The sequence below is a fragment of the Microbacterium sp. NPDC090281 genome, from assembly GCF_044769635.1.
Classification (GTDB): Bacteria; Actinomycetota; Actinomycetes; order Actinomycetales; family Microbacteriaceae; genus Microbacterium.
The window spans coordinates 724,450-746,872 of the sequence record NZ_JBIVYH010000002.1 but is presented as its reverse complement, the minus strand read 5'-3'; the positions used below and the strand labels follow the sequence as shown (position 1 = coordinate 746,872).

The 22,423-nt window shown below is 69.3% G+C and carries 17 protein-coding genes; all 17 read left to right on the top strand.

Features of this window, described 5'->3' with window-relative positions; genetic code table 11:
* Nucleotides 1-6 precede the first annotated feature (6 nt).
* Entirely contained in the window at nucleotides 7-978 is a 972-nt protein-coding gene (locus tag ACIQTX_RS17780; protein ID WP_028503204.1) for a MoxR family ATPase, read from the top strand.
* A complete protein-coding gene (locus ACIQTX_RS17775; RefSeq protein ID WP_402974664.1) occupies nucleotides 978-2,240 on the top strand; it encodes a DUF58 domain-containing protein in 1,263 nt (420 codons plus the stop codon). The genes ACIQTX_RS17780 and ACIQTX_RS17775 overlap by 1 nt, the downstream gene beginning before the upstream one ends.
* Nucleotides 2,237-4,633 (top strand): transglutaminaseTgpA domain-containing protein, encoded by a 2,397-nt coding sequence (locus tag ACIQTX_RS17770; protein ID WP_402974661.1) that lies wholly within the window; start codon nucleotides 2,237-2,239, stop codon nucleotides 4,631-4,633. The genes ACIQTX_RS17775 and ACIQTX_RS17770 overlap by 4 nt, the downstream gene beginning before the upstream one ends.
* Nucleotides 4,630-5,892 carry an RDD family protein gene (locus ACIQTX_RS17765; protein ID WP_402974658.1) on the top strand — a complete coding sequence of 421 codons (1,263 nt, stop codon included), beginning with the start codon at nucleotides 4,630-4,632 and terminating at the stop codon, nucleotides 5,890-5,892. The genes ACIQTX_RS17770 and ACIQTX_RS17765 overlap by 4 nt, the downstream gene beginning before the upstream one ends.
* Nucleotides 5,889-6,704 (top strand): PP2C family protein-serine/threonine phosphatase, encoded by an 816-nt coding sequence (locus ACIQTX_RS17760; RefSeq protein ID WP_402974655.1) that lies wholly within the window; start codon nucleotides 5,889-5,891, stop codon nucleotides 6,702-6,704. Before ACIQTX_RS17765 ends, ACIQTX_RS17760 begins: the two co-directional genes overlap by 4 nt.
* Complete coding sequence (locus ACIQTX_RS17755; RefSeq protein WP_402974652.1) at nucleotides 6,704-7,906, top strand: FHA domain-containing protein; 1,203 nt, start codon at nucleotides 6,704-6,706, stop codon at nucleotides 7,904-7,906. Before ACIQTX_RS17760 ends, ACIQTX_RS17755 begins: the two co-directional genes overlap by 1 nt.
* Entirely contained in the window at nucleotides 7,903-9,531 is a 1,629-nt protein-coding gene (locus ACIQTX_RS17750; protein ID WP_402974649.1) for a protein kinase, read from the top strand. The genes ACIQTX_RS17755 and ACIQTX_RS17750 overlap by 4 nt, the downstream gene beginning before the upstream one ends.
* Before the next feature lie 14 nt (nucleotides 9,532-9,545).
* On the top strand, nucleotides 9,546-10,256 hold the full coding sequence (locus ACIQTX_RS17745) for a hypothetical protein (RefSeq protein WP_258131723.1): 711 nt from the start codon (nucleotides 9,546-9,548) through the stop codon (nucleotides 10,254-10,256).
* Nucleotides 10,253-11,623 (top strand): RDD family protein, encoded by a 1,371-nt coding sequence (locus tag ACIQTX_RS17740; protein WP_402974646.1) that lies wholly within the window; start codon nucleotides 10,253-10,255, stop codon nucleotides 11,621-11,623. Before ACIQTX_RS17745 ends, ACIQTX_RS17740 begins: the two co-directional genes overlap by 4 nt.
* Before the next feature lie 43 nt (nucleotides 11,624-11,666).
* A complete protein-coding gene (locus tag ACIQTX_RS17735; RefSeq protein WP_402974643.1) occupies nucleotides 11,667-16,187 on the top strand; it encodes an FtsK/SpoIIIE domain-containing protein in 4,521 nt (1,506 codons plus the stop codon).
* 43 nt (nucleotides 16,188-16,230) lie between these two features.
* On the top strand, nucleotides 16,231-17,289 hold the full coding sequence (locus tag ACIQTX_RS17730; RefSeq protein WP_402974640.1) for a hypothetical protein: 1,059 nt from the start codon (nucleotides 16,231-16,233) through the stop codon (nucleotides 17,287-17,289).
* Nucleotides 17,290-17,463: 174 nt separating this feature from the next.
* On the top strand, nucleotides 17,464-17,769 hold the full coding sequence (locus ACIQTX_RS17725) for a flagellar protein FlgN (RefSeq protein ID WP_105528637.1): 306 nt from the start codon (nucleotides 17,464-17,466) through the stop codon (nucleotides 17,767-17,769).
* Between the two features lie 20 nt (nucleotides 17,770-17,789).
* On the top strand, nucleotides 17,790-18,959 hold the full coding sequence (locus ACIQTX_RS17720) for a hypothetical protein (RefSeq protein WP_402974637.1): 1,170 nt from the start codon (nucleotides 17,790-17,792) through the stop codon (nucleotides 18,957-18,959).
* Between the two features lie 40 nt (nucleotides 18,960-18,999).
* Nucleotides 19,000-19,617 (top strand): hypothetical protein, encoded by a 618-nt coding sequence (locus ACIQTX_RS17715; protein WP_402974634.1) that lies wholly within the window; start codon nucleotides 19,000-19,002, stop codon nucleotides 19,615-19,617.
* Nucleotides 19,617-20,240, top strand: coding sequence for a hypothetical protein (locus ACIQTX_RS17710; protein ID WP_402974631.1), 624 nt, complete (start codon nucleotides 19,617-19,619; stop codon nucleotides 20,238-20,240). The genes ACIQTX_RS17715 and ACIQTX_RS17710 overlap by 1 nt, the downstream gene beginning before the upstream one ends.
* 297 nt (nucleotides 20,241-20,537) lie before the next feature.
* Entirely contained in the window at nucleotides 20,538-20,819 is a 282-nt protein-coding gene (locus tag ACIQTX_RS17705) for a hypothetical protein (protein ID WP_105528632.1), read from the top strand.
* A 3-nt stretch (nucleotides 20,820-20,822) separates the two neighbouring features.
* Nucleotides 20,823-22,385: a hypothetical protein gene (locus tag ACIQTX_RS17700; RefSeq protein WP_105528631.1), complete on the top strand. Its 1,563-nt coding sequence runs from the start codon at nucleotides 20,823-20,825 to the stop codon at nucleotides 22,383-22,385.
* Nucleotides 22,386-22,423 lie beyond the last annotated feature (38 nt).

The window sequence follows — 22,423 nt, the reverse complement described above, 5'->3', positions numbered from 1 at the left end:
ACACTCATGACAATGACCCCCGAGCAGGCAGCCTGGTTCCAGGGCACCTTCCAGCGTCTCGTCGACAACATCGACAAGGCCGTGCAGGGCAAGCAGGAGATCGTCGGACTCGTGCTGGCCTCGATGCTCGCCGAGGGGCACGTGCTCCTCGAGGATGCACCGGGTACGGGTAAGACGAGCCTCGCCAAGGCGCTCGCGGCGACCGTGCAGGGCACCAGCACGCGCATTCAGTTCACGCCCGACCTGCTCCCGTCCGACGTCACCGGCGTGACGATCTACGACCAGCAGTCGCACAAGTTCGAGTTCCACAAGGGCCCGATCTTCGCGTCGATCGTGCTGGCGGACGAGATCAACCGCGCGTCACCGAAGACCCAGTCGGCGTTGCTCGAGGTCATGGAGGAGTCGCGGGTCACGGTCGACGGCGTCACGCACGAGGCCGGGCGTCCGTTCCTCGTGATCGCCACGCAGAACCCGATCGAGCAGGCCGGCACGTACAAGCTGCCCGAGGCTCAGCTCGACCGCTTCCTGATCAAGACCTCGATCGGCTACCCCGACCTCGCCGTCACGGAGAGCATTCTCGCCGGAGCATCCGACCGCAACCCGTCGGCCGGCCTCTCCGCGATCATCACGACGAGTGCCGTCGCCGACATGGCCGACCTCGCCGCCACCGTGCACGTCGAGCCCGCCCTGCTGCGCTACGTCGCCGAGCTCGCCGAGGCGACCCGCGAGGACGGTGCGATCCGGCTCGGCGTCTCGGTGCGTGGTGCGATCGCGATGATCCGCCTCGCGAAGGTGTGGGCTGCGGCGCAGGGACGCCACTTCGTGCTCCCCGACGACATCAAGGCGCTCGCGCGTCCGGTCTGGCAGCACCGTCTGCTGCTCGACGCCGAGGCCGAGTTCGCCGGCACGAGCAGCGACGTCGTGATCGCTCGCGTGCTCGACGGGGTGGCGGCGCCTCAGGCCAGAGCGGCGGCCTGATGACCGCGGAGGCCCTTCAGGCGTCGACGCCCCAGACGGAACGCGACGCCGGATGGCGTGACATCGCGGCCGTCGTCGGTGCGCGCATCCTGACGCGTCTCCGGAAGATCGCCTCGGCGATCCGGCCACTGGCCTGGGTGCTGATGGCCCTCGCCGTCGGGTTCTGGGTGCTCGGGCAGGTCGCCGGATGGTCGGAGTTCACCATCGCGGCAGTGGTCATCGCGATCGCTGTCGCCCTGTGCGCGCTGTTCCTGATCGGTCGCACCGCCTACGACGTCGCGCTCGACCTCGCTCGCACCCGCGTCGTCGTGGGAGAGCGCGCGGTCGGCGCCCTGACCCTCGCCAACCGCGGCACCAGGGCGATCCTGCCCTCGCGGGTCGTGCTCCCGGTCGGCTCCGGTCGCGGTGAATTCGGCATCCAGCGGCTCGCGCCGGGGGAGGAGGCGGAGGAGCTCTTCGCGATCCCGACCCAGAAGCGCGGCGTGGTCAAGGTGGGGCCGGTGAGTGTCGTCCGAGGCGACCCGCTCGGCCTCTTCGAACGGGCGCACCGCCGTGACGACCCGGTCGATCTCTTCGTGCACCCGCGCACCATTCTGTTCGACGGTCAGTCGCTCGGCTACCTGCGCGACCTCGAGGGGCTGCCGGCGGCCGACCTGTCTCGCGACGACGTCTCGTTCCACGCGCTGCTGGAGTACCAGCCGGGAGATGACCTGCGCCATGTGCACTGGCGCTCCACTGCCCGCACCGGCACGATGATGGTCCGCCAGTACGAGGAGACCCGGCGCTCCCACTTCGTGATCGGCCTGTCGCGGTCGATCGCCGAATACGCGACGGCCGATGACTTCGAGCTCGGGATCTCGGCTGCGGGGTCGATCGCTCTCCGTGCGCTCCGCGACTCGCAGCGCGTCGACATCCGCGTGCAGGGCCGTGAGCTGCCTTCGGGTACCGGCAAGCAGCTGCTCGACTCCCTCTCGGCAGTCGAGAACAGCAAGGCGAAGGAGGGTGGGATCGCCGAGCTCGCCGGAGTCGTGTCCGCCACCATGCCGTTGGCGAGCGTGGTCGTCCTGGTGTGCGGCGCACGGGTGCGCTCCGAAGACCTCCGTCTCGCCTGCGCGCGCCTGCCCTTCGGCGCCAGGGTTCTCGTCGTCGTCGCCGACACCACCGCGTCCGCTCCGGCCCTTCGACGCATCGGCGATGCCGACGTCGTCACGATCGGTGCGCTCGAACAGATTCCGCTCGCTCTGCAGAAGGTGCTCGCATGACCGCGCCCTCCACCGCGTCCGGCGCTCTCGGCCTGCGTCGCTGGATCCTCGACCTGGGGGCGACGGCGCTCCTGGTCGTCACCGCCCTCATCGGCTTCTGGCCGACGTTCGCCGGTCCCACCTTCCTCCCGGCCGTCGTCGGCGGCATCCTGATCGGCCTCGCGATCGCGGCCGTCGCGACGTGGCGGCGCTGGGGCATCCTGATCATCACCGCCCTCACGGTCGGGGCGTACTTCGTGTTCGGTGGCGCGCTCGCACTGCCGCAGACCGCGATCCTCGGATTCATCCCGACGCTCGAGACGCTGCAGAAGCTCGCACTGGGCACCGTCACCGCCTGGAAGCAGATGCTCACGACCGTCGCCCCGGTGGCGGCGGCAGACGGGCACCTCGTCGTCCCGTTCCTGCTCGCGCTCGTGGTCACGACTCTGACCGCCTCGCTCGCGCTGCGCTTGTCGCAGGTGGCCTGGGCGCTGATCCCGGCCGGCGTCCTGCTCATGCTCGTGATCGCGCTCGGCACCCCCGAACCCGCCTTCCCCCTCGTGCAGGGGCTCGTGTTCGCGGTCGTGAGCATGTCGTGGCTCGCGCTGCGCCAGCTGTGGGCCCCGCAGAACACGGCCGTCTCGGTGAGCGAGGTCGATCCCTCCCGCGCTGCACACATGCGCACCCGACGCCTGCTCGCCGGTGTCGCCGTGCTGGCCATCGCCGGGGGCGCCGGTGTCGCCGCGAGCGCGGTCGCGACTCCCACGCAGCCTCGGCACGTGTTCCGCGATGTCATCATCCCCCCGTTCGATATCCGCGACTATCCGAGCCCGCTGCAGGCATTCCGCAAGAACGTGCGCGACGAGGCGGACAAGACGCTCTTCACGGTGCAGGGTCTGCCCAAGGGTGCGCGTGTTCGCACGGCTGTGATGGATCAGTTCGACGGCATGGTCTACAACGTCACCGACGGCGGAGCCACCTCGTCGAGCGCCTTCACACCGCTGCGCTCGAACATGTCACCCGATGCCGCAGGGGTGCCGGTGACGCTCAACATCGCGATCGACACGTACCGGGGTGTGTGGGTGCCGACAGCGGGAGAGCTGTCGGAGATCAGCTTCTCGGGCGCCGACGCGGAGCAGCTGCGCCGCAGCACCTACGTGAACACCGCGACGGGTACCGCGGTCGCGACGACGAAGCTGACCAAGGGCGACGAGTACACGGTGGACGCCGTGATGCCGACCGTGCCGGACGACGAGCAGCTGGCCGAGGTGGAGTTCGGCAAGGTGTCGATGCCGAAGCCCAGCAACGTGCCGGAGGAGCTCACCGCACTCGCGGCCGAGACCGTGTCGGGCGCCGAGACGCCGATCGAACAGGTGCGGGCGCTGGAGAACCTCCTCGCCAAGGAGGGCTTCTTCAGCCACGGGCTGGAGGGCGAGGTCATCTCCAGGGCCGGACACACCGCCGAGCGCATCTCGACCCTGATCGGCGGGGAGCAGATGATCGGCGACGACGAGCAGTACGCGGTCGCCATGGCGCTGCTCGCCGGCCAGATCGGCATCCCTGCTCGAGTCGTCATGGGTTATTACCCCGATGAGGAGCAGGCGGGCGAAGCCGTGTTCGCCGCCACCGGCGACAACGTGCACGCCTGGGTCGAAGTGAACTTCGAGGGCATCGGATGGGTGACGTTCAACCCGACCCCTCCCGAAGACCAGGTACCCAACGACCAGAACACGAAGCCGCGCGTCGATCCGAAGCCCCAGGTGCTGCAGCCGCCGCCTCCGCCGCAGGAGCCCGTCGACCTGCCGCCCACCCTCCCCGATGACCGCGAGGGCGAAGACGAGTCCCTGAACATCGCCGGCATCATCGGCGCGATCCTCGCGATCGGCGGTATCTCGCTCGCGGTCATCGCCCTGCTCGCATCGCCGTTCATCGTGATCGGTGCGTGGAAGGCGGCGAAGCGTCGTTCCCGGCGTGCTGCCGCGCGTACCGCCGACCGCATCAGCGGAGGATGGGACGAGCTGACCGATCGCGCCGTCGACTACGGCGCGCGCCTCACCCCCGGCGGCACCCGCACCGAAGAGGCAGCGGTCGTGGCCTCCGCCCTCACGGTGCCGCAGGTGACCGCGCTCGCCGAACGCGCCGACGCCGATGTGTTCGGACCGGCCGAGCCGAGCCCGAACGACGTCGAGTCGTTCTGGCACGAGGTCGACGAGATCGTCGGCGGGCTCGGAAAGGATGCCGGCTTCTGGAAGCGCATCAAGGCGCGACTGAGCCTGCGGTCCCTGGTCGGCGGCACCGCGATCTCGAGCGGACTCCAGAATCTGAAGGAAGCTGCGGCCGTGCGCGTTCGCCGCGAACCTGGCACCATCAAGAACAGCACGACGCCCCCGTCCTCCGAGAGCGAGACCCCATGACGCAGCCCGCGCCCGACCAGATCGCGCCGGTCTCCCGTCGCGCAGTCGCCTACATCATCGACGCCCTGATCGCCGGGGGGCTCGCGATCGTGCTCGGCGGCGGACTCCTCGTCGTCGCCTCGCTCACCGGCAGTGTCGAGGGGAGCCTCGGCGTCCTGCTGATCGGCGGTCCGCTGGTGAGCCTGGTGCTCCTCGGCTGGTTCTTCGTCTACACGGTGATGCAGGCGGGTGGTGGCTCGATCGGCATGCGGGCCCAGGGCCTGCGACTCGTCTCGGCTACGGATGGGAGCCCGCTCGGCTTCGGACGCACGCTGCTGCGGAATGTCATCTTCGGCCTCGCCGCATCCGTCGTCGTCGGTTACTTCACCCCGCTCTTCGACGGATCCGGGCGGTTTCAGGGATGGCATGACAAGGTCGCCGGAGCCCTGATGCTGGATGCGCGAGTGTCGGGCCCCCTCGAATCGACGGCTGTCGCACCCGCCGCTGTGCCTGCTTCCGCCGTTCCGGCCGGCCGGTCGACGCCGTCGGCCACGCCGGCGATCCCGGGCATTCCGCAGCCGGTGCCGGCTCCGGCCCCCGTGGCTCCTGCTCCGGTCCCCGTCGCCGCACCCGCCGCCGCTTCGGCCCCCATTCCGCCCCGGCCCGCGGCCCCGGCGGCTCCGGTGGCCGATGCGGGGTCGCTCATCGCCTTCGTTCCCGGCATCACAAAGGACGCACCTGTCCGCCCGGCGCCGGCTGCGGAGCCCGCGCTCGACGCGACCATCCAGCAGCATCCGTCTGCGCCGCCCGCGCCTCCCGCTCCTGTGCCTCCCGCCTCGGCACCGTTCGTCGAGCCGGCACCTCTCGCTCCGGCAGCCCCGGCAGCCCCGGCAGCCCCGGCAGCCCCGGTCGCTCTCGATGAGGACGACCTGGAAGACACCCGCATCAGCGTCCCGGGGCACCGTCTCGTCTTCACGTGGGACGACGGCACACGCGTCTCGGTCTCACGACGCACGATCTTCGGCCGCAACCCCGCGCCCGAAGACGGTGCGACCCTGGTCCCGGTGCGCGACGAGACGCTCTCGCTCTCCAAGACGCACTTCGAAGCAGCGGCGGAGACCTCCGGCGGGTGGGTGCTGGATCGGCACTCCACGAACGGCATGACCATCGTTCGCGAAGGGCAGCGGATCGCGTGCCCCGCGGGCCAGCGCGTGCCGGTGCGTCTGGGAGATGCCATCGAGATCGGCGATCGCATCGTGACGATCGGCGGATACGCATGAGGCCAGGATTGATCGTCTCCACCGGGTCGGCGACGCACCCGGGACTGCGGCGCGCACTGAACGAAGACGCGCATCTGGCGTCGGCTCCGATCTTCCTCGTCGCCGACGGGATGGGCGGGCATGAGGCCGGCGAGCGTGCGAGCGCTGCCGTCATCGCCGAGTTCGCGCGCTACATCGGACGCGAGTCGCTCGTGCTCGACGACGTCCGTCATGCGCTCTCCCTGTCGAGGGAGAGCGTCGAGGAGCTGTCCACCTCCGGCAACGGACGCGCGGGGACCACGCTCAGCGGCGTGGTCATCGCCTCGGTCGACGGCATGGGCTACTGGCTCGCGCTCAACATCGGCGACTCGCGCACCTACCGCTTCGCCGACGGCGAGCTGGAGCAGATCAGCGTCGACCACTCCGTGGTGCAGGAGCTGATCGAGTCGGGTGAGCTCAGCGTCGAGGACGCCGTCTCCGACCGCCGCCGGAACATCATCACCAGGGCGATCGGGGCGAGCAGCACGGGAGACGCCGACTACTGGATGTTCCCCGCCGAACTCGGCGACCGGATCCTGGTGTGCTCGGACGGGCTCACCTCCGAGGTGTCGGACGTCCGTATCCGTGAGGTCCTGAAAGCCGAGTCGGATCCGCAGAAGGCCGCAGACGTGCTCACCGCCGATGCGGTCAGCGCCGGAGGCAGGGACAACATCACCGTCCTCGTCATCGACGCCGTCTCCGTCGCCTCGCGACCTGGCACACTGATGGCCACCGATACGGACATCGATCTGGACACGCGTCCACGAGAAGCCGCAGCAGGAGGGGTTCGCTGATGCAGACCATCTACCGACCGGGACAGTGGTACCTGATCGTCATCCCCGGAGCGCTCGTCGCCCTGCCGCCCGATGTTCCCGGCGACGTCGTCGCACGGCTGTGGGAGCGGATGCCGGAGGAGAAGACCCTCGCGACCGTCGTCGACGTGCTCACCACGCACGTCGGCGGTTCCTTCACCTCGTTGCCGTCGTTCGTCGCTGCGGTCGCTGAGGGCGCCGATGTCCGCATCGCCCTCCGCGGTGAAGTGTCCGCACACGTCACCACCCCGTCCGAGTCGCTCGAGCTCTCCGGTGCCGAGGTCACGACCTGGAACGAGCGCTTCATCGGCGGTGCGACGAAGGTCGAGATCACGGTCGAGACCACGGCTGACGCTGACGGCCTCCCCGTGCAGAGCGGCATCGTGCGGGCGGCGGCTGTGAGCGCCGAGCTCGAACTGAGCGACGCCGATCCGCTGCCCGCCGCACTCGGACCGGCCCCGGTCGTGGCCGCCGCTGGTGCGTTTGAGCAGCCCGTCGTCGAGCCCGAGCCGGAGCCAGAGCCCGAGCCCGAGCCCGAGCCCGAGCCCGAGCCCGAGCCGGAGCCCGAGCCGCTCCCGGTGATCGAAGACGCCTTCCTGCCGCCCAACGAGGCGACGCTCGCTCCGCCCATCGACGATGACTTCGACCAGCTGTGGGGCGCGACCGTGCACTCCGCCGGTGCCGCGGTTCCTGCGCCGGTCGTACCGATCGTGGTCGAGGGCGACCACGACGGCGCGACCGTCTCGGCCGCAGACCTCCGCGCGCTCCGCCAGCAGCCGCCCGCCGCGAACGATGCCCCGACGGAGGTGCTCGATGTCGCCCCGGCGGGGGTGGCTGCGGCATCGGTCGGTCGCATCCGGCTGTCCACCGGTCAGGAGGCCTCGCTCGATCGCACCGTGATCATCGGACGCCGCCCGCGATCGACGCGTGCCTCGGGTGCCAACCTGCCGCACCTGATCGCCGTCGAGAGCCCGCAGCAGGACATCTCGCGCAGCCACCTCGAGGTCAGGCCGGAGGGCGACACGGTGGTGGTCATCGACCTGCACACCACGAACGGATCCACCCTGCTCCGCCCCGGTGCCGACCCCGTTCGGCTGCACCCCGGCGAGCAGACGCTCGTGCTCTCCGGCGATGTGGTCGATCTCGGCGACGGCGTGACCGTCGCGTTCGAGGACCTCCCGTGACGCGTCGCCCCTCACCGCCGCCGGACCTTCCCGGCTTCACCTATGTGGAGCCGTTGGGCACCGGTGGTTTCGCCGACGTGTTCCTGTACGAGCAGGAGATGCCGCGCCGTCGGGTCGCGGTGAAGGTGCTGCTCGCCGATCGCATCTCCAGCGCCTCGGCGCAGGAGTTCGCCGACGAGGCGAACGTCATGGCCATGCTGTCGACGCATCCCGCGATCGTCACGATCTACCAGGCGGGTGTCGCCGGCGACGGTCGCCCCTACCTGGTGATGGAGTACTGCCCGCGGCCCAACCTCCAGCTCCGCGCGCGGAAGGATCCCTTCTCGGTCGCCGAGGCTCTGCGGGTGGGCGTGCAGGTGGCGGGGGCTGTCGAGACGGCGCACCGTGCCGGTGTGCTGCACCGCGACATCAAGCCGGCCAACATCCTCGTCACCGAATACAACCGGCCGGCACTCACCGACTTCGGCATCGCCTCGACGACGGGTGCCACCGGCGAGGCATCGGGCATGTCGATCCCGTGGTCGCCGCCCGAGTCGTTCGCCGAGCCGCCGCAGAGCGGACCCCGCACGGATGTGTGGGCATTGGGTGCGACCCTGTACACCCTCCTCGCCGGACGCTCGCCGTTCGAGCGACCGGGGGAGCGCAACTCGAGCGCCGACCTCATCGAACGCATCGAGCGTGCAGCGCTGCCCTCGATGAAGAGGCCGGATTCGCCGGACAGCCTGCAGCGACTGCTGGAGCGGTCGATGGCGAAGAACCCGGACGACCGTTTCCCCAGCGCCGTGGCGTTCGCGCGGGCGCTGCAGAAGGTCCAGATCGAGCTCTCCCACTCGGTGACCCCGATCGACATCGTCGACGATCACCCGCCCGCAGAAGACCTGGACGACGACGGCGACGGTCTCACCCGGGTGCGGGAGATCGTCAGCATCGATCCCGACATGGCGTCGTTCACGCGCCCTTCGGCGACCACGCAGCGGAAGGATCCCCCGGCGCCGTTGTCGGGGATGCCTCGTTTCGATCCGCCGGCTGCCGAGGAACCGCCGGTCGAGCAGACGCAGTTGCGTGTGCCGACCCCCGTTGCGGCGCCATCGCCCGCACCAGGAGCCGATGACCGGACGATCGCGCGCGCACCGATGGTCGTCGCACCCGTCGCATCCGTGCCGCCGTCGATGGTGCCGGGTGACCCTGTCTCGAGCCCGGCAGCGCCGGAGCCTCCACGCAGCCGCAAGGGCCTGTGGATCACGCTCGTCGCTGCGGGCGTCGTGCTCGTGGTCGGCGGGATCATCGGACTGAACTTCCTTGCTGCCGGGATCGCTCCCGAAGCGCAGGAGACCGCTCAGGCGGTAGATCCGAAGGATGTCGGCACGGATGTCGTGCCGAAGGTCACCGAGGTCGCCGGCACGCGCGAGGGCGACCGGATCGTCTTCACCTGGACCAATCCGAGCCCGCTCGACGGCGACTCGTACATCTGGTCGCAGGTCGTCGTCTCCGGCGAGGTAGAGCAGCAGCAGACGACGGATCCGACCGCGACGGTTGCTGCGGCAGCCGGCACGGTTTGCATCGATGTGATGCTGCGGCGCGACGACGGCCGCGCGTCCGAGATCGTACGGGGGTGCGTGGAGTGAGTGCTGAAGGTGGTGTGACCCTCGAATTCGCGGGGGAGTACTTCCCCATCCGTCGGGGCGGCCGGTTCATCGTCGGGCGCGAGGGAGACCTCGAACTCGACGACAACCTGTTCCTGCACCGTCATTTCCTGGAGATCTCCGACGCCGACGGGCTGTGGTGGCTGTCCAACGTCGGCACCCGGCTCACCGCGACCGTCACCGACTCCGCAGGCGGCGTTCAGGCGTGGCTCGCCCCCGGGGCGCGACTGCCTCTGGTATTCGAGACGACCACGGTCGTGTTCAGCGCGGGGCCGACGACGTACGAGCTCACACTGCACGCGGCGGAGCCGACGTTCCGCGCGACCAGGCGCGAGCACGACGATGGCGGGGCATCGACGATCGGCGATGTTCCGTTGACCCTCAGCCAGAAGCTCCTCATCCTCGCCCTCGCCGAGCCGCAGCTGCGCAGGGACGGCACCGGCATGAGCGAGATCCCCACCTCGGCGAAGGCAGCGGAGAGACTCGGATGGACCGTCACCCGGTTCAACCGCAAGCTCGACAACGTGTGCGACAAGTTCGACCGGATCGGTGTCCCCGGCATGCGCGGCGGACAGCGCAGCTTCGCGACCAACCGACGTGCACGCCTGGTCGAGCACGTGATCGCGTCGCGGTTGGTCGGCAAGAGCGACCTGCCGCTGCTCGATACCGCGCACGCCGTCGACGAGGTCGAGGGAGAGCAGGAGTGATCTGGGAGATCGACGACCACACTCCCGAGGTCGAAGGACTCGACGCGCACGGTCGTCCCGACCCCGCGTATGCCGAGGCGCTGGGGCTGCGTGCAGCCGGGCGAGGCCCGCGAGTGCTGGCGTCGCTGATCGAGCTCGCAGTGGCCGTGGTCATCGCGCTCCCGGCCCTGATCGCGCTGACACCCGTGCTCGTGCAGGCGGCGTCGGGCGAGTTCGACCCGGAGAAGTTCTTCGCACGGGATGACCTGGTGTGGCTCATCGTGGCCGCCGCCGTCTCGCAGGGCCTGATGATCGCCTACGTCGTGGTGCAGCTCGTGCTGCACGGTCGCAAGGGCGTGACGCTCGGCAAGGCGGTGTGTGGCATCCGCTCCATCAACGTGCGCACGCTCGAGCGCCCCGGCTTCTGGCGCGGTGCAGTGGTCCGGTACCTCCTCGCCTGGGCGTCGTTCATCGTCCCGCTCATCGGTCCGGTGCTGGTGATCATGCTCTCACCGCTCTTCGACATCGAGCGACGAGGGCGGGGGTGGCTCGATCTCGCCGCCGCCACCTGGTTCGTCGATGTGCGTGGTGGGCTGAACCCCTACGACCAGAAGCGCATGCGCATCGCGCGCAAGCGCGTGAAGACGCCCGAGCACGAGGAGAAGGCACCGCTGCCCTCGCTCGCGACGCCGATGCATCGCGACGCTCCGGCCGAGTATGTCCCGAGGGCGCGTCTCTCCGGCGGCGTCATCGGCGCGCACCGTTCCGCCTCGGGCCCCGCGGCCGAGCAACCGGATGCTCCCGCTCCCGGTTCGATGGTGTCTGCCGTGCCGCCCTCTTTGGCCACGGGCGCCCCGGTCCCTGCCGCGTTCGCACCTCCTGCGCCAGCCGCTCCGGCTCCTGTTCCGACCCCTGCTCCTGTTCCGACCCCTGAACCGGCTCCTGTTCCGGCCCCAGCACCGGCCGCTCCCGCGCCCGCTCCGGCGCCCGCAGTCCAGGCTCCGCCCGTGCCCGCTCCCGTGCTCTCCCCGCCCGACCCTCGTCCACAGGCACCCGCAGGGGTGCGCGCGATCCTCGTGCTCGACACCGGGGAGCGCATCGAAGTGCGCGGGACGACGCTGTTCGGGCGTGCACCGAGCGCCGCGGCGGGCGAGGGCGAAGCACTCCTGGTGCCGGTGGTCGACGACACGCGCTCGGTGTCCAAGACGCATATCGCGGTGATGCCCGCTCGACGCGGCGTCTTCATCGTCGACCGTGCCTCGACCAACGGCAGCGCGATCGTCCGGGAAGGCGCCGAGACGGCGCTGTCGGCCGGACACCCCGCCGAATTGCAGACCGGGGACACGGTGCGCTTCGGCGACCGATCCCTGCAGGTGGAGTGGGTATGACCCTGAGCAGTGAGATGCGCCCTCGGCGCGGTGAGGACGACCGATGAGAGTCAAGCTGACCCTGCGTCGACCCGCAGCACCCCTGACCGACGTCGTCGTGATGGCGGATTCGACGGCGACCATCGCCGACGTCGCCCGCCAGATCGCCACGAGCGATCCGGCTCGCAGCATCGTTGCGGGGCCCGCAGATGTGCTCACGTTGTCTGTGGCGCCGCCGACCAGCGAGCAGCTCACGATGCTCAATCCCGACCTGCTCGTCGGTGACGCTCCGATCGGTTCCGGCTTCCTCGCCGAAGTGGTCAACGTCGGGCCGAACCGGGCATCGGCGGGGGGCGCGGGTGCCCGTCCGGCCGCCGTGCTCACGGTCGTCGCCGGTCCGGCGGCCGGCCAGGAGTTCCCCCTGCCGATCGGCCACTTCCTGATCGGCAGGGATGCGGCGAACGATGTCACGATCGCCGATCCGCTCGTCTCGAAGCGGCACGCGAGGATCGAGGTCGCGTCGACGTTCGTCGAGCTGGTCGATCTGAACTCGGCGAACGGCATCCTCGTCGACGGCGGCCTCGTGCAGCGGCTCCGGGTGATTCCCGGTCAGACCTTCGCGCTCGGCGACTGCGAGTTCGTCGTGCACATGGTCAGCGACTTCGACGGCTCCGCCTCAGGCGACCCGGTGCTCGAACGCGGCGGGGCGCTGCTGTTCAACCGCAGCCCGCGCGTCGAGGAGCGGTTCGCGGGCGAAGACCTCGACGAGCCCCGTTACCCGCGCGATCAGGTGCAGAGGCTGTTCCCCTGGCCGATGCTGGTGGCGCCGATCCTGCTCGGGCTCGCGATCTTCGCGATGAGCGAGAACCCGCGCTCGCTGCTCATCGTCTTCATGTCGCCGCTGATGATGTTCGGAAACTTCATCTCGCAGAAGACCAATCTCGGTCAGCGGCTGCGCAAGGAGGAGGAGTCCTTCGAGGAGCAGTTCGAGCGTCTCGAGGAGAAGCTCTACCACGCGCATCCCCGGGAGCGCGAGGTCCGCCACAACGAGGTGCCGGCGGTCGCTGTCGTGTTCGACGAGGCGATGCGGCTCGGGCCGCTGCTGTGGACGCGTCGCCCCGAGCACTGGAACTTCCTCTCGTTGCGGCTCGGCGTGTGCGAGGACGAGGCGCGCACGCGCATCAAGCGCACCGAGACCCCCGAGGCGCTCGTCGAGTACGTGGAGCGCGTCGACCGTCTCGAAGAGCGTTACAAGATGATCCCCGACGTGCCGATCCTGGAGTCGTTGCAGAGCGTCGGATCCATCGGCGTCGCCGGGCCCACCTCGCTCGCGAGCGATGCCCTGCGCGGTATCGCGGTGCAGCTGTTCGGCATGCATTCGCCCAACGAGCTCGTCACCGTCGCGCTCACCGAGCCGGGCTGGGCGAACGAGCTCGACTGGCTGAAGTGGCTTCCGCACACCTCCAGCGAGCGCAGTCCGTTCAAGGACGTGTCGCTCGCCGACTCGGCCTCCACGGGCGCCGCCCTGCTCAGCGGTCTCGAGGAGATCGTGCTGCGGCGGTCGCGCGAGGCGAAGTCGCAGCGCCCGCCCTACGGCGACGACTGGGATCCGATGCTGTACGGCACCGACGTCAAGCGCGCGGCCGAGGATGCGACGTTCCCCGGGCAGACGGCGATCCTGGTGATCGTCACGAACGACGCCCCGGTCGACCGCGCCCGGCTGACGCAGATCCTCGAACGCGGAGCGGACGTGGGCGTCTACGGACTCTTCGTCGCCCCGGTGGTCGCGGCCCTCCCCGCCGCGTGCCGCACCTTCGTCGATGTCAGCGCCGGGCTCGACCATGCCACCGTCGGCACCGTCCGCAGCGGCGTCGGGTACTCCGACGTGCAGGTCGAGGGCGTGTCGCACGCGTACATGACGATGCTCGCCAAGCGCCTGGCGCCGGTCGTGGACTCCAGCACCGTCATCGAGGACTCCTCCGACATCCCCAACTCGGTGAGCTTCCTGTCGCTCGTCGGCTCCGAGGTCGCGGAGGACCCGAACGCGGTGATCGACCGCTGGCGGCAGAACAACACGATCATCGACCGCTCCGGCGCCCCGCAGTCACGGCTCAAGAAGGCCGGCAACCTGCGCGCCATCATCGGCCAGTCGCAGACCGATGCGATGACGCTCGACCTGCGCACGCAGGGTCCGCACGCGCTCGTCGGCGGCACGACCGGTGCCGGCAAGAGCGAGTTCCTGCAGGCCTGGGTGCTCGGCATGGCGGCCGCGCACAGCCCCGATCGCGTCACGTTCCTCTTCGTCGACTACAAGGGCGGTTCCGCGTTCGCCGACTGCGTCGACCTGCCGCACACGGTGGGTCTCGTCACCGACCTGAGCCCGCACCTGGTGCGTCGCGCCCTGACCAGCCTGCGGGCCGAGCTGCACCACCGCGAGCACCTGTTCAACCGCAAGAAGGCCAAAGACCTCCTCGAGCTCGAGAAGCGCCGCGACCCCGAGACGCCGCCAGCTCTGGTGCTCGTGATCGACGAGTTCGCCGCGCTCGCCGGCGAGGTGCCGGAGTTCGTGGACGGCGTCGTCGACATCGCCCAGCGCGGCCGCTCCCTCGGCATCCACCTGATCATGGCGACGCAGCGTCCGGCCGGTGTCATCAAGGACAATCTGCGCGCCAACACCAACCTGCGCGTCGCTCTGCGCATGGCCGACGAGTCGGACTCGAAGGACGTGGTGGACGACCCGGTGGCTGCATCCTTCCCGCCGTCCCTTCCGGGGCGCGGCATCGCGAAGACCGGTCCTGGACGCCTTGTGCCGTTCCAGTCGGCGTATGCGGGCGGATGGACCACGGATGAGGCCCAGGTCGCCGAGGTGCGGGTGGCGGAGCTGCGGTTCGGGTCGATCCAGACCTGGGAGGCCGAGCAGGCTCCGGAGTCGGACTCCCACGACGAGGACCTCGGACCGAACGATCAGAAGCGCATCGTCGCCGCCCTCGTCAGCGCCGCGGCTCACGCGTCGATCCCGGCGCCCCGTCGGCCGTGGCTCGACGACCTGGAGCGCGCCGTCGACATCCGCGACCTGCCCGTCCACGGCGACGAACGCATCCTGCTCGGCAAGATGGATGTCCCCGAGCGGCAGTTGCAGGAGCCGGCGTACTTCCACCCCGACAAGGACGGCTCGCTGCTCGTGTACGGCACCAGCGGTTCCGGCAAGTCGACGGTGCTGCGCACGCTCGCGATCGCGGCCGGCTTCGACGGGGCCCGCTCGAACGTCGAGGTGTACGGACTCGACTTCGGATCCGGTTCTCTCAAGAGCCTGGAGGTGCTTCCGCATGTCGGGTCGATCATCTCCGGCGACGACGCGGAGCGCGTGCAGCGCATCCTGCGCTCACTCGCCCGCGTGCTCGATGATCGAGGCAAGCGGTTCAGCGCGGCGAACGCGTCGAGCCTCACGGAGTACCGCGAGATCACCGGGAAGGCCGAGTCGCGCATCCTGCTGCTGATCGACGGCTTCCCGCAGTTCCGCGGCGAGTGGGAGTCGACGACGGCGCGCATGCCGTTCTACCAGACCTTCATGCGCATCCTCGGCGAGGGACGCCCGCTCGGCGTGCACGTGATCGCGAGCGCCGACCGCTCGGGTTCCGTGCCCACGGCGGTCAGCGCCAACGTGTCACGGCGCGTGGTCCTGCGGCTTTCCGACGAGTCCGGCTACGCGATGCTCAACGCCCCCAAGGACGTGCTCGATGAGCGCTCCGCCCCTGGGCGCGCGATCGTCGACGGTCTCGAGACGCAGATCGCGACGCTCGGCGGCACGCCCAACGTCGCCGAGCAGACGAAGCTCCTCGATCAGCTCGCGGCCGAGCTCCGCGCCGGAGGTGCGCGGGAGGTGGCCGAGATCGGCGCGCTGCCGACGCGACTCTCCGTGCGCGACCTCCCGGACCGGATCGGCGAGTTCCCCGTGCTCGGCGTCGCGGAAGACACGCTGGCGCCGCGCGAGTTCGATCCCGTCGGGACGTTCGTGGTCGCCGGGCCGCCGCTGTCGGGCAAGACGACCGCCCTCAAGGGGATCATCACGTCGATGCGAAGGCTCGACCCCGAGATCAAGCTGTTCCACTTCGGCGGGCGGCGAGCCCAGCTCAAGGGCTATGTCGACTGGACGCGGAGCGCGGTCACACCGGAGGACGCGAAGGAGCTCGCGAAGGAGATCGCCGAGATCGCCGTCGACGAGACCGTGCCGGTGCGGATGCTCATCGTCGTCGAAGACGTGCCCCAGTTCGCGGACGGCCCGGCCGAGCGCGAGATGAAGGCGCTCTTCCAGGCGATCAACCGCAGCGACCACCTGCTCGTGGGCGACGCCGACGTCACGCAGGTGACCAGTGGTTTCGGCTTCATCGGTGATTTCAAGGCCGGTCGCAAGGGCATCATCCTCAAGCCGGATGCGTTCGACGGCGACGCGATCTTCAAGGTTCCGTTCCCGAAGGTCAAGCGCACCGACTTCCCCGATGGCCGAGGCATCTTCGTGCAAGCGGGACGCCAGGTCACGGTACAGCTGCCACTCATCGAAGGAGACACATGGACGCCCGTCCGCTGAGCGCGAGCGCGCACACGCCACGATTCCGAGGGAAGGGCGCACGATGACCGTCACCTTCGATGACACCGAGCTGCGCGCGAAGGTGGAGCCGGCGCTCGCCCGGCAGGAGAGCCGCGAACGCGTCGCCAGGGAGGGCCGCCAGTTCGGCGTCGTCCTGGGTTCGGGCTGGATCGTGTTCCAGTCGGTGGTGCTGGTCGTCGGCGCCGGAGTCCTCGCCGCCCTGGCCGTCGTCGCCGTGCAGTTCATGTTCGGAGCCGACGGGGCCGATCTCACCACGGTCGTGCTGGCGGTACTCATGGTGCTGCCGCTCGCGGTTGCCCGCATCCGCTCCCACCTCCGCGGCCCGCGTGACCGCGAGGCCGAGGAGTACCGTCTCACGCGGTTCACGGAGGCGAACGGGCTGACCTACCGCACGGGCGAGCTCGACCCGGAGCGGTCGGCCGCGCTGTTCGGCATCGGCACCTCGCGCATCGCGAGCGACATCGTCGCCGGCCCCTCTCCGCGCCCGTTCGAGGCCGCGAACTACTCGTTCGATGTGTGGGTCGCGAGGGCGCGCATGCCGCGAGTGGCGAACTACGTCGAGTTCCAGCTGTGTAGCCCGCTGCCCGCGATGACCCTGGTCACCAAGGCGAAAGACGCGGCGGCATCCGGATGGGAGCCGACCGCGCCGCAGGAGCGCGTGCAGATCGAGGGCGACTTCGCGTCCCACTTCGAGGTCTTCACGACGAGGGCGACGGAGGAGCCGGTGCGTCACCTGCTCTCCCCAGATGTGCAGGCCGCACTGACGGCCGTCGCCGAACGGTGCGACATCGAGGTCGTCGGCGACCGGGTGTACGTCATCGCCCGCCGGCACCTGCCGATGACCGAGCCCGCGTACTGGGAGTGGGTCGCAGACCTCGCCACGCTCGTGGCACTCCTGGAGGCGCGGGGACGTGCCGAGCAGACCTCCGGCGTCGCGGAGGTCGATCCCGCTCGTCGCACGCGTCGGGAGGCGCTGTTCGCCGCTCCGAAGGGCGGACGGGCTGCAGCCGTCGGCTGCCTCGTCCCGCTTCTCGTGGGTCTCGCCGCCGCCGCACTGATCACGAAGATCACGACGGGCTAGCGGCGCGGGCGTCGGTGCCGGGGATGGGGAGTTGTCCCCATCGACCGGAGGGCGTCCTTTTCGTAGAGTTTCCCTAGGCGGGGCCGACTGGATCGGCACCACCGACGACACGCTTTCAGGGGACCGGCTTCACCGCCGGTCCCTCGATCTGAACATTCCACGAGGGGGGCTGACATGGGTGACGGCGTCAAGCTGAAGTACGGCGATCTCGAGCCGCTGCAGACCGAGCTGAAGAACATCATCGACGAGTTCGAGAATGCCGGTTCGCGCAGCAACGATCTCGAGAGCTCGGTGGGCTCGCCGTACGGGGAGCGCGCGCTGCGCGACGCCGCATCCGACTTCGAGGGGCGCTGGGACGACCGTCGCAAGCGACTCATGGACGACTGCAAGACGGTCGAAGAGTACGTGGCCGCGGTGATCAAGGGGTTCCAGGACTTCGACCGTGACGCCGCATCCAAGTCCGAGAACAGCGGAGGCTGACCGTGTACGAGTACATGCCAATGACCTCGCCTGCGGGCCACCCGATCGGCGCTCTCACCGGTGACGTCGGGGCGATTCGTGATCGGGGGAACTCGTTGCAGACTCTCGCGAATGCGATGAGCAACTCTGCGACGCTGCTGCAGCGTCTGGTCGACAACGGCGCCGACATGCAGGGGGACTCGGTCGACAAGCTCGCCGAGATCTCAGGGAAGGTGCATGCCGAGCTCGGTCGCGCCGCCGACCTGTACGACGCGGTCGCGCCGCACATCGTGCAGTATGCGTCAGACCTCGAGACCTCGAAGAGCGCGATCGAGCCGATTCTCGACGATCTCGAGACGCTGTGGGCGACGTATCAGCAGAAGAAGGATGCCGCATCGTCGGCGGCTGCGCAGAGCCCCGACTATCCGACGGGTGCGGATGCCGACGACGACCAGGCCCGACAGGCGGCGGAGGATGCCCGTGACGACGCGGCCGAGACGGCAGCGGGTGCAGCGAGCGGTGCACGCGGTGACTGGGACACGCGGGCGGGCGATTACGACCGCGAGTGGAACTCCTGGCACACGGCCTTCACGAACGCGGCGAGCAACATCCGCGAAGACACCTCCGACAAGATCGAAGACGGCTTCTGGGACAACGTCGACGGCTTCCTGCAGTTCATGTCGGACTTCCTCGCAGTGGCCGGCATCGTGCTCGCGGTGCTCGCGATCATCGTCGGTGGCCCGATCATCGCCGCGCTCGCCGCGATCGTGGCGATCGCCACCCTGATCGTCGCCGTCGCGAGACTGGCGAGGGGCAACGGCTCCGTCATCGACGTGGTCTTCGGCGTCATCGGGGTCATCCCCCTGATCGGCCCGGCGATCAAGTTCGCCCGCGGTCCGATGGCCATGATCCGGGGTGCGGACTTCGGCGCCGACGGCATGCGGTTCGTGAACGCGTTCGCCGGGCGAGCTCCGCTGAGCACGCTCAGCCAGATCCGCGGCGGTTTCACCACCGGTTTCGGCGAGTTCTCGGCGCGGCTGTTCACCGGCAACGGCACCGCGGCGTTCGCCGCGCAGATGACCGGGGTGCAGACCCTCGACATGGTGGGCAACGTCTTCGCCTCGCACTTCGCGATCGCCGGCGGCATCAAGGACAGCGCGGGCGGTGCATGGTCGGGCGCGTTCGACCCGGACCAGAACCCGTTCTCCTGACCGACCGCGGCGCGAGCCGCCCCCATGGAAGACTGAGACGATGAGCAGCCTGCGCGCGGAACTGACGGGAAAGTCCGGAACGATCATCCCGCCCTACCGGATGCTCCTTCCTCCGGGGTGGGAGGCGTTCGACCTCAGCGAGACGACCGAACGCGATCTGATCCGTCGAGCCGAAGCACGGCTGCAGGGCGCGCAGAATCCCACGTTCGGGCCGGTGCTCGCCGGCAAGGTGCACGAGGTGCTCGAGGGGCTGCGTGCACGTCAGGGCTTCGCCTACGCCTTCGCGGGCGAGGCGGCACCGTCCTGGGCCATCGGTGCGGCGACCCTGGTGGGGCTCAAGCGTTCTTCGACACCCGAAGCGACTCTGGAGCAGCTCGTCGAGAGTGCGATCCGGCACCATGACGGCATCGCGATCGGCGAGGGCCAGCGCATCGTGCGGTGGACCGAGCGCCGCGAAGTGTCGGTCGACGGCGAAGATGTCGCGTCGCTCCTGATCAACTATCTGATCCCGGTTCCGGGGACGCGGCTCACCGAGGCGGTGCAGTGGACGGCGACGGTCACGCATGAGGCCGACCTGCCGGCGGATCACCCGAACCTCACACTCTGGACGGCTCTCTTCGACACGCACGTCAGCACGTTCACGTGGACGGTGCGCTGATGGAACTCGCCATCGCCTACGCCCCCGATCGCGTCATCCCCGTCCCCGCCGAACGTCTCTCACCGCAGGAGCAGGCGGCCTGGGCTCGTCAGGCGGCGGCCGACTTCACCCGTGACGCCGGTGCGCACTCCGACGTCGCCGCGCAGGTCGAGACCGCGCTGGTCGCGGTTGCGGCGCAGGCGGACGACGACCGGCGACTGCTGCTCGTGGTTGGCGTCGATGGCGGGGTGGTCGCACCTTTGATGATCTCGGTGATCACGCACGAGCTGTCCCGACAGGAGCAGGCGGACTTCCTCTGGTCTCCCACGGCGATCCTGCCGGTCACACCCCGACTCACCGAGACCGACGCGCTCGGCACCGGCTTCTCGGCCACGCTCGCACAGCGGGAGAACGATCTGGACTTCGCGACCCGCCGCTGGATCTTCTTCGGCGAGGGAGCGACCGTGTGCGCGATGCTGGGCCCGGTCGTGCCGTACGGGCTGGCGTTCGTCGAGCCTTTCGCCGAGGCAGCACTCGCGTCGGCGTCGCTCAGCGGTTTCGTCCCGCGGGCCGACCCCGAGCGTCTCGACGAGCTCGTCTCCGCCGTGGTGCGTCCCGGCGACGATTGGGTGCTCAACATCTGAGCCCGTGTCGCCACGGATGGGGAGTTGTCCCCATCGACGCTGATACGGGTTCGTCCATAGTGTGGACGTGTTCGGGCCTGTTGTCATGTCCGTGAGGGAGGGGGAGCCCATGATCTCTGATGGTGCATTGCGAGCCGCGCTGGACGGGTTGCGTGTTCGCGTGCCCGCGTCCGAGGCAGATCTGGAAGTGTTGCGCGCCGAGATCCGGCAGGCCGATGCTGCCGTTGGGGCGCTTCTGCGCGCCGCTGCGGAGAAGCGGCAGAACGCAGGGTCCCCGCGTGAGACAGCAGGAGAGCGATGACCGACGTCAAGATGGATCTCGCACGTCTGGAGTCCACGGCGCAGACAGCACGGGGCCTCGCCACGACGTTCGACGAGGCCGAGGATTTCGCCGACGACATCGGCGTCCTCACCGGACACGGCGGTCTCGCGGACAAGATCGAGGACTTCGGCGGCAAGTGGGACATCGCGCGCGAAGAGCTGCGCGACAACCTGCGTTCACAGGCCGACTTCATGCAGGCGATCGTCGACACGTTCCGTGATCTCGACGTCGAGATGGCACAGGAAGGCGAGGGCTAGCGAATGACAGTTCTTCCCGGTCAGCCCGAGGCTCTGACGTCCCGGGCCGCAGGACTCGTGTCCTCCGCCGAGGTCATCCTCACCGTCATCCAGGAGCTGCGCGGCATCGTCGACGATGACGAAGGCCAGGCCGTTCGCGCCCTGCACGAGCAGAACGAGCAGATCGCGTCCGATCTCGAGCGCATCCATCCGCGTTACGAGGGCACGGCCGCCGCGATCACCGAGTACGCGGTGGCGCTGACCGATGCCCATGCCCGGGCGGAGAGCGCGCAGGCAGACCTCGACGACGCCGTCGCAGAACGGTCGCGCACTGCCAGCGCGCTCCAAGGCCTCACCGATCAGGCGGATGCCGCGGACACGCCGGATCCATCGCTGACCGACCGGGTTCCCGGCGCGCAGCGGGCGGCCGACGACGCTGCCGCCGCGGTCGGGGCCGCTCAGGCCCGGATCGATGCGGCCAGGCAGGACATGGAGAACGCGGCCGAGGCCGCCATCCGCAGGATCGATGCGGCGATCGATTCGACCAACGAGGGATTCTGGGACGGCGTCGGCGACTTCTTCGCCGACATCGGCGACTTCCTCGCTGGCATCGGCGAATGGATCGGCGACTTCCTGCAGGGCGTGGTCGACCTGCTCAAGGCCATCGCCGACACGATCGTCGCGATCCTCGGCGCGCTCGTCGTGCTGCTGCTGATCGTCGCGATCGGAGCGCTGTTCGGCACGATCGGCCTCATCATCGGTGCCGTGATCGCCACCGTCCTGGCAGCCTTCCTGATCTGGAGCGTGCTGTCCGACGTGCTCAAGTCCACGCCGACTGTGAGCGCGACCGATCCGTATGCAGACGCGAAGAACAAGACCCCTGACGACCCGAGCCTCAGCACGGTACTCGACGGTACGACTGAAGTCGACAAGCTCGGCGGGGAAACCGACTCCGTGATCAAGATCACGAAGGTGCTGGGCCCTGACGGGTGGTATTACACCGTCACGCTCCCCAGCACACAGGAGTGGCTCTCGCGTTTCGGCGATCAAGGGGCCGTCAACGACCTCGACAGCAACCTCGCCTTGATGCTGACCCCCGCGCTGCAGACCCAGTACGAGCGTGCCATCCTCGAGGCCATGGATCAGGCCGGCATCGGCCCGGACGATCCGGTCATGCTCGTCGGCTTCAGCCAGGGTGGCATCATGGCCGGCCACCTCGCCGCGTACAACTCGGACTACAACTGGGAGGCGGTCGTGGTGTCGGGTGCTCCGATCGACCACATGCCCATCCCTGACGACGTCGACGTGGTCTCGGTGCAGCACAACGGAGATCCGGTACCGCGATTGGATGCGATCGCCGGTGATCTCGACAGCATCGAGCACGGCTCCAACTGGACGTCGATCCGCGTCGATCCGCCGAATCCGGATCCGATCCTCGGAGTGGATGCCGGAGCCCACAACTCTGCTGACTACTCGCAGACCTACCAGGACCACATCGGCGACGTGCAGGAGAATCATCCCGACCTCGCGAACTTCTTCAACGGGGATGGATATGTGGACACCTCCTACTACCACTGGACCGAATGACCGGTTCGCCCGCGGGCGGGGACGTGGCGGCCTAGGAT

Bases quoted from the DNA above. Each gene is read 5' to 3' on its own strand.
- ACIQTX_RS17780 (WP_028503204.1), top strand. From the start codon at position 7: ATGACAATGACCCCCGAGCAGGCAGCCTGGTTCCAGGGCACCTTCCAG.
- ACIQTX_RS17775 (WP_402974664.1), top strand. From the start codon at position 978: ATGACCGCGGAGGCCCTTCAGGCGTCGACGCCCCAGACGGAACGCGAC.
- ACIQTX_RS17770 (WP_402974661.1), top strand. From the start codon at position 2,237: ATGACCGCGCCCTCCACCGCGTCCGGCGCTCTCGGCCTGCGTCGCTGG.
- ACIQTX_RS17765 (WP_402974658.1), top strand. From the start codon at position 4,630: ATGACGCAGCCCGCGCCCGACCAGATCGCGCCGGTCTCCCGTCGCGCA.
- ACIQTX_RS17760 (WP_402974655.1), top strand. From the start codon at position 5,889: ATGAGGCCAGGATTGATCGTCTCCACCGGGTCGGCGACGCACCCGGGA.
- ACIQTX_RS17755 (WP_402974652.1), top strand. From the start codon at position 6,704: ATGCAGACCATCTACCGACCGGGACAGTGGTACCTGATCGTCATCCCC.
- ACIQTX_RS17735 (WP_402974643.1), top strand. From the start codon at position 11,667: ATGAGAGTCAAGCTGACCCTGCGTCGACCCGCAGCACCCCTGACCGAC.
- ACIQTX_RS17730 (WP_402974640.1), top strand. From the start codon at position 16,231: ATGACCGTCACCTTCGATGACACCGAGCTGCGCGCGAAGGTGGAGCCG.
- ACIQTX_RS17725 (WP_105528637.1), top strand. From the start codon at position 17,464: ATGGGTGACGGCGTCAAGCTGAAGTACGGCGATCTCGAGCCGCTGCAG.
- ACIQTX_RS17720 (WP_402974637.1), top strand. From the start codon at position 17,790: ATGACCTCGCCTGCGGGCCACCCGATCGGCGCTCTCACCGGTGACGTC.
- ACIQTX_RS17715 (WP_402974634.1), top strand. From the start codon at position 19,000: ATGAGCAGCCTGCGCGCGGAACTGACGGGAAAGTCCGGAACGATCATC.
- ACIQTX_RS17710 (WP_402974631.1), top strand. From the start codon at position 19,617: ATGGAACTCGCCATCGCCTACGCCCCCGATCGCGTCATCCCCGTCCCC.
- ACIQTX_RS17705 (WP_105528632.1), top strand. From the start codon at position 20,538: ATGACCGACGTCAAGATGGATCTCGCACGTCTGGAGTCCACGGCGCAG.
- ACIQTX_RS17700 (WP_105528631.1), top strand. From the start codon at position 20,823: ATGACAGTTCTTCCCGGTCAGCCCGAGGCTCTGACGTCCCGGGCCGCA.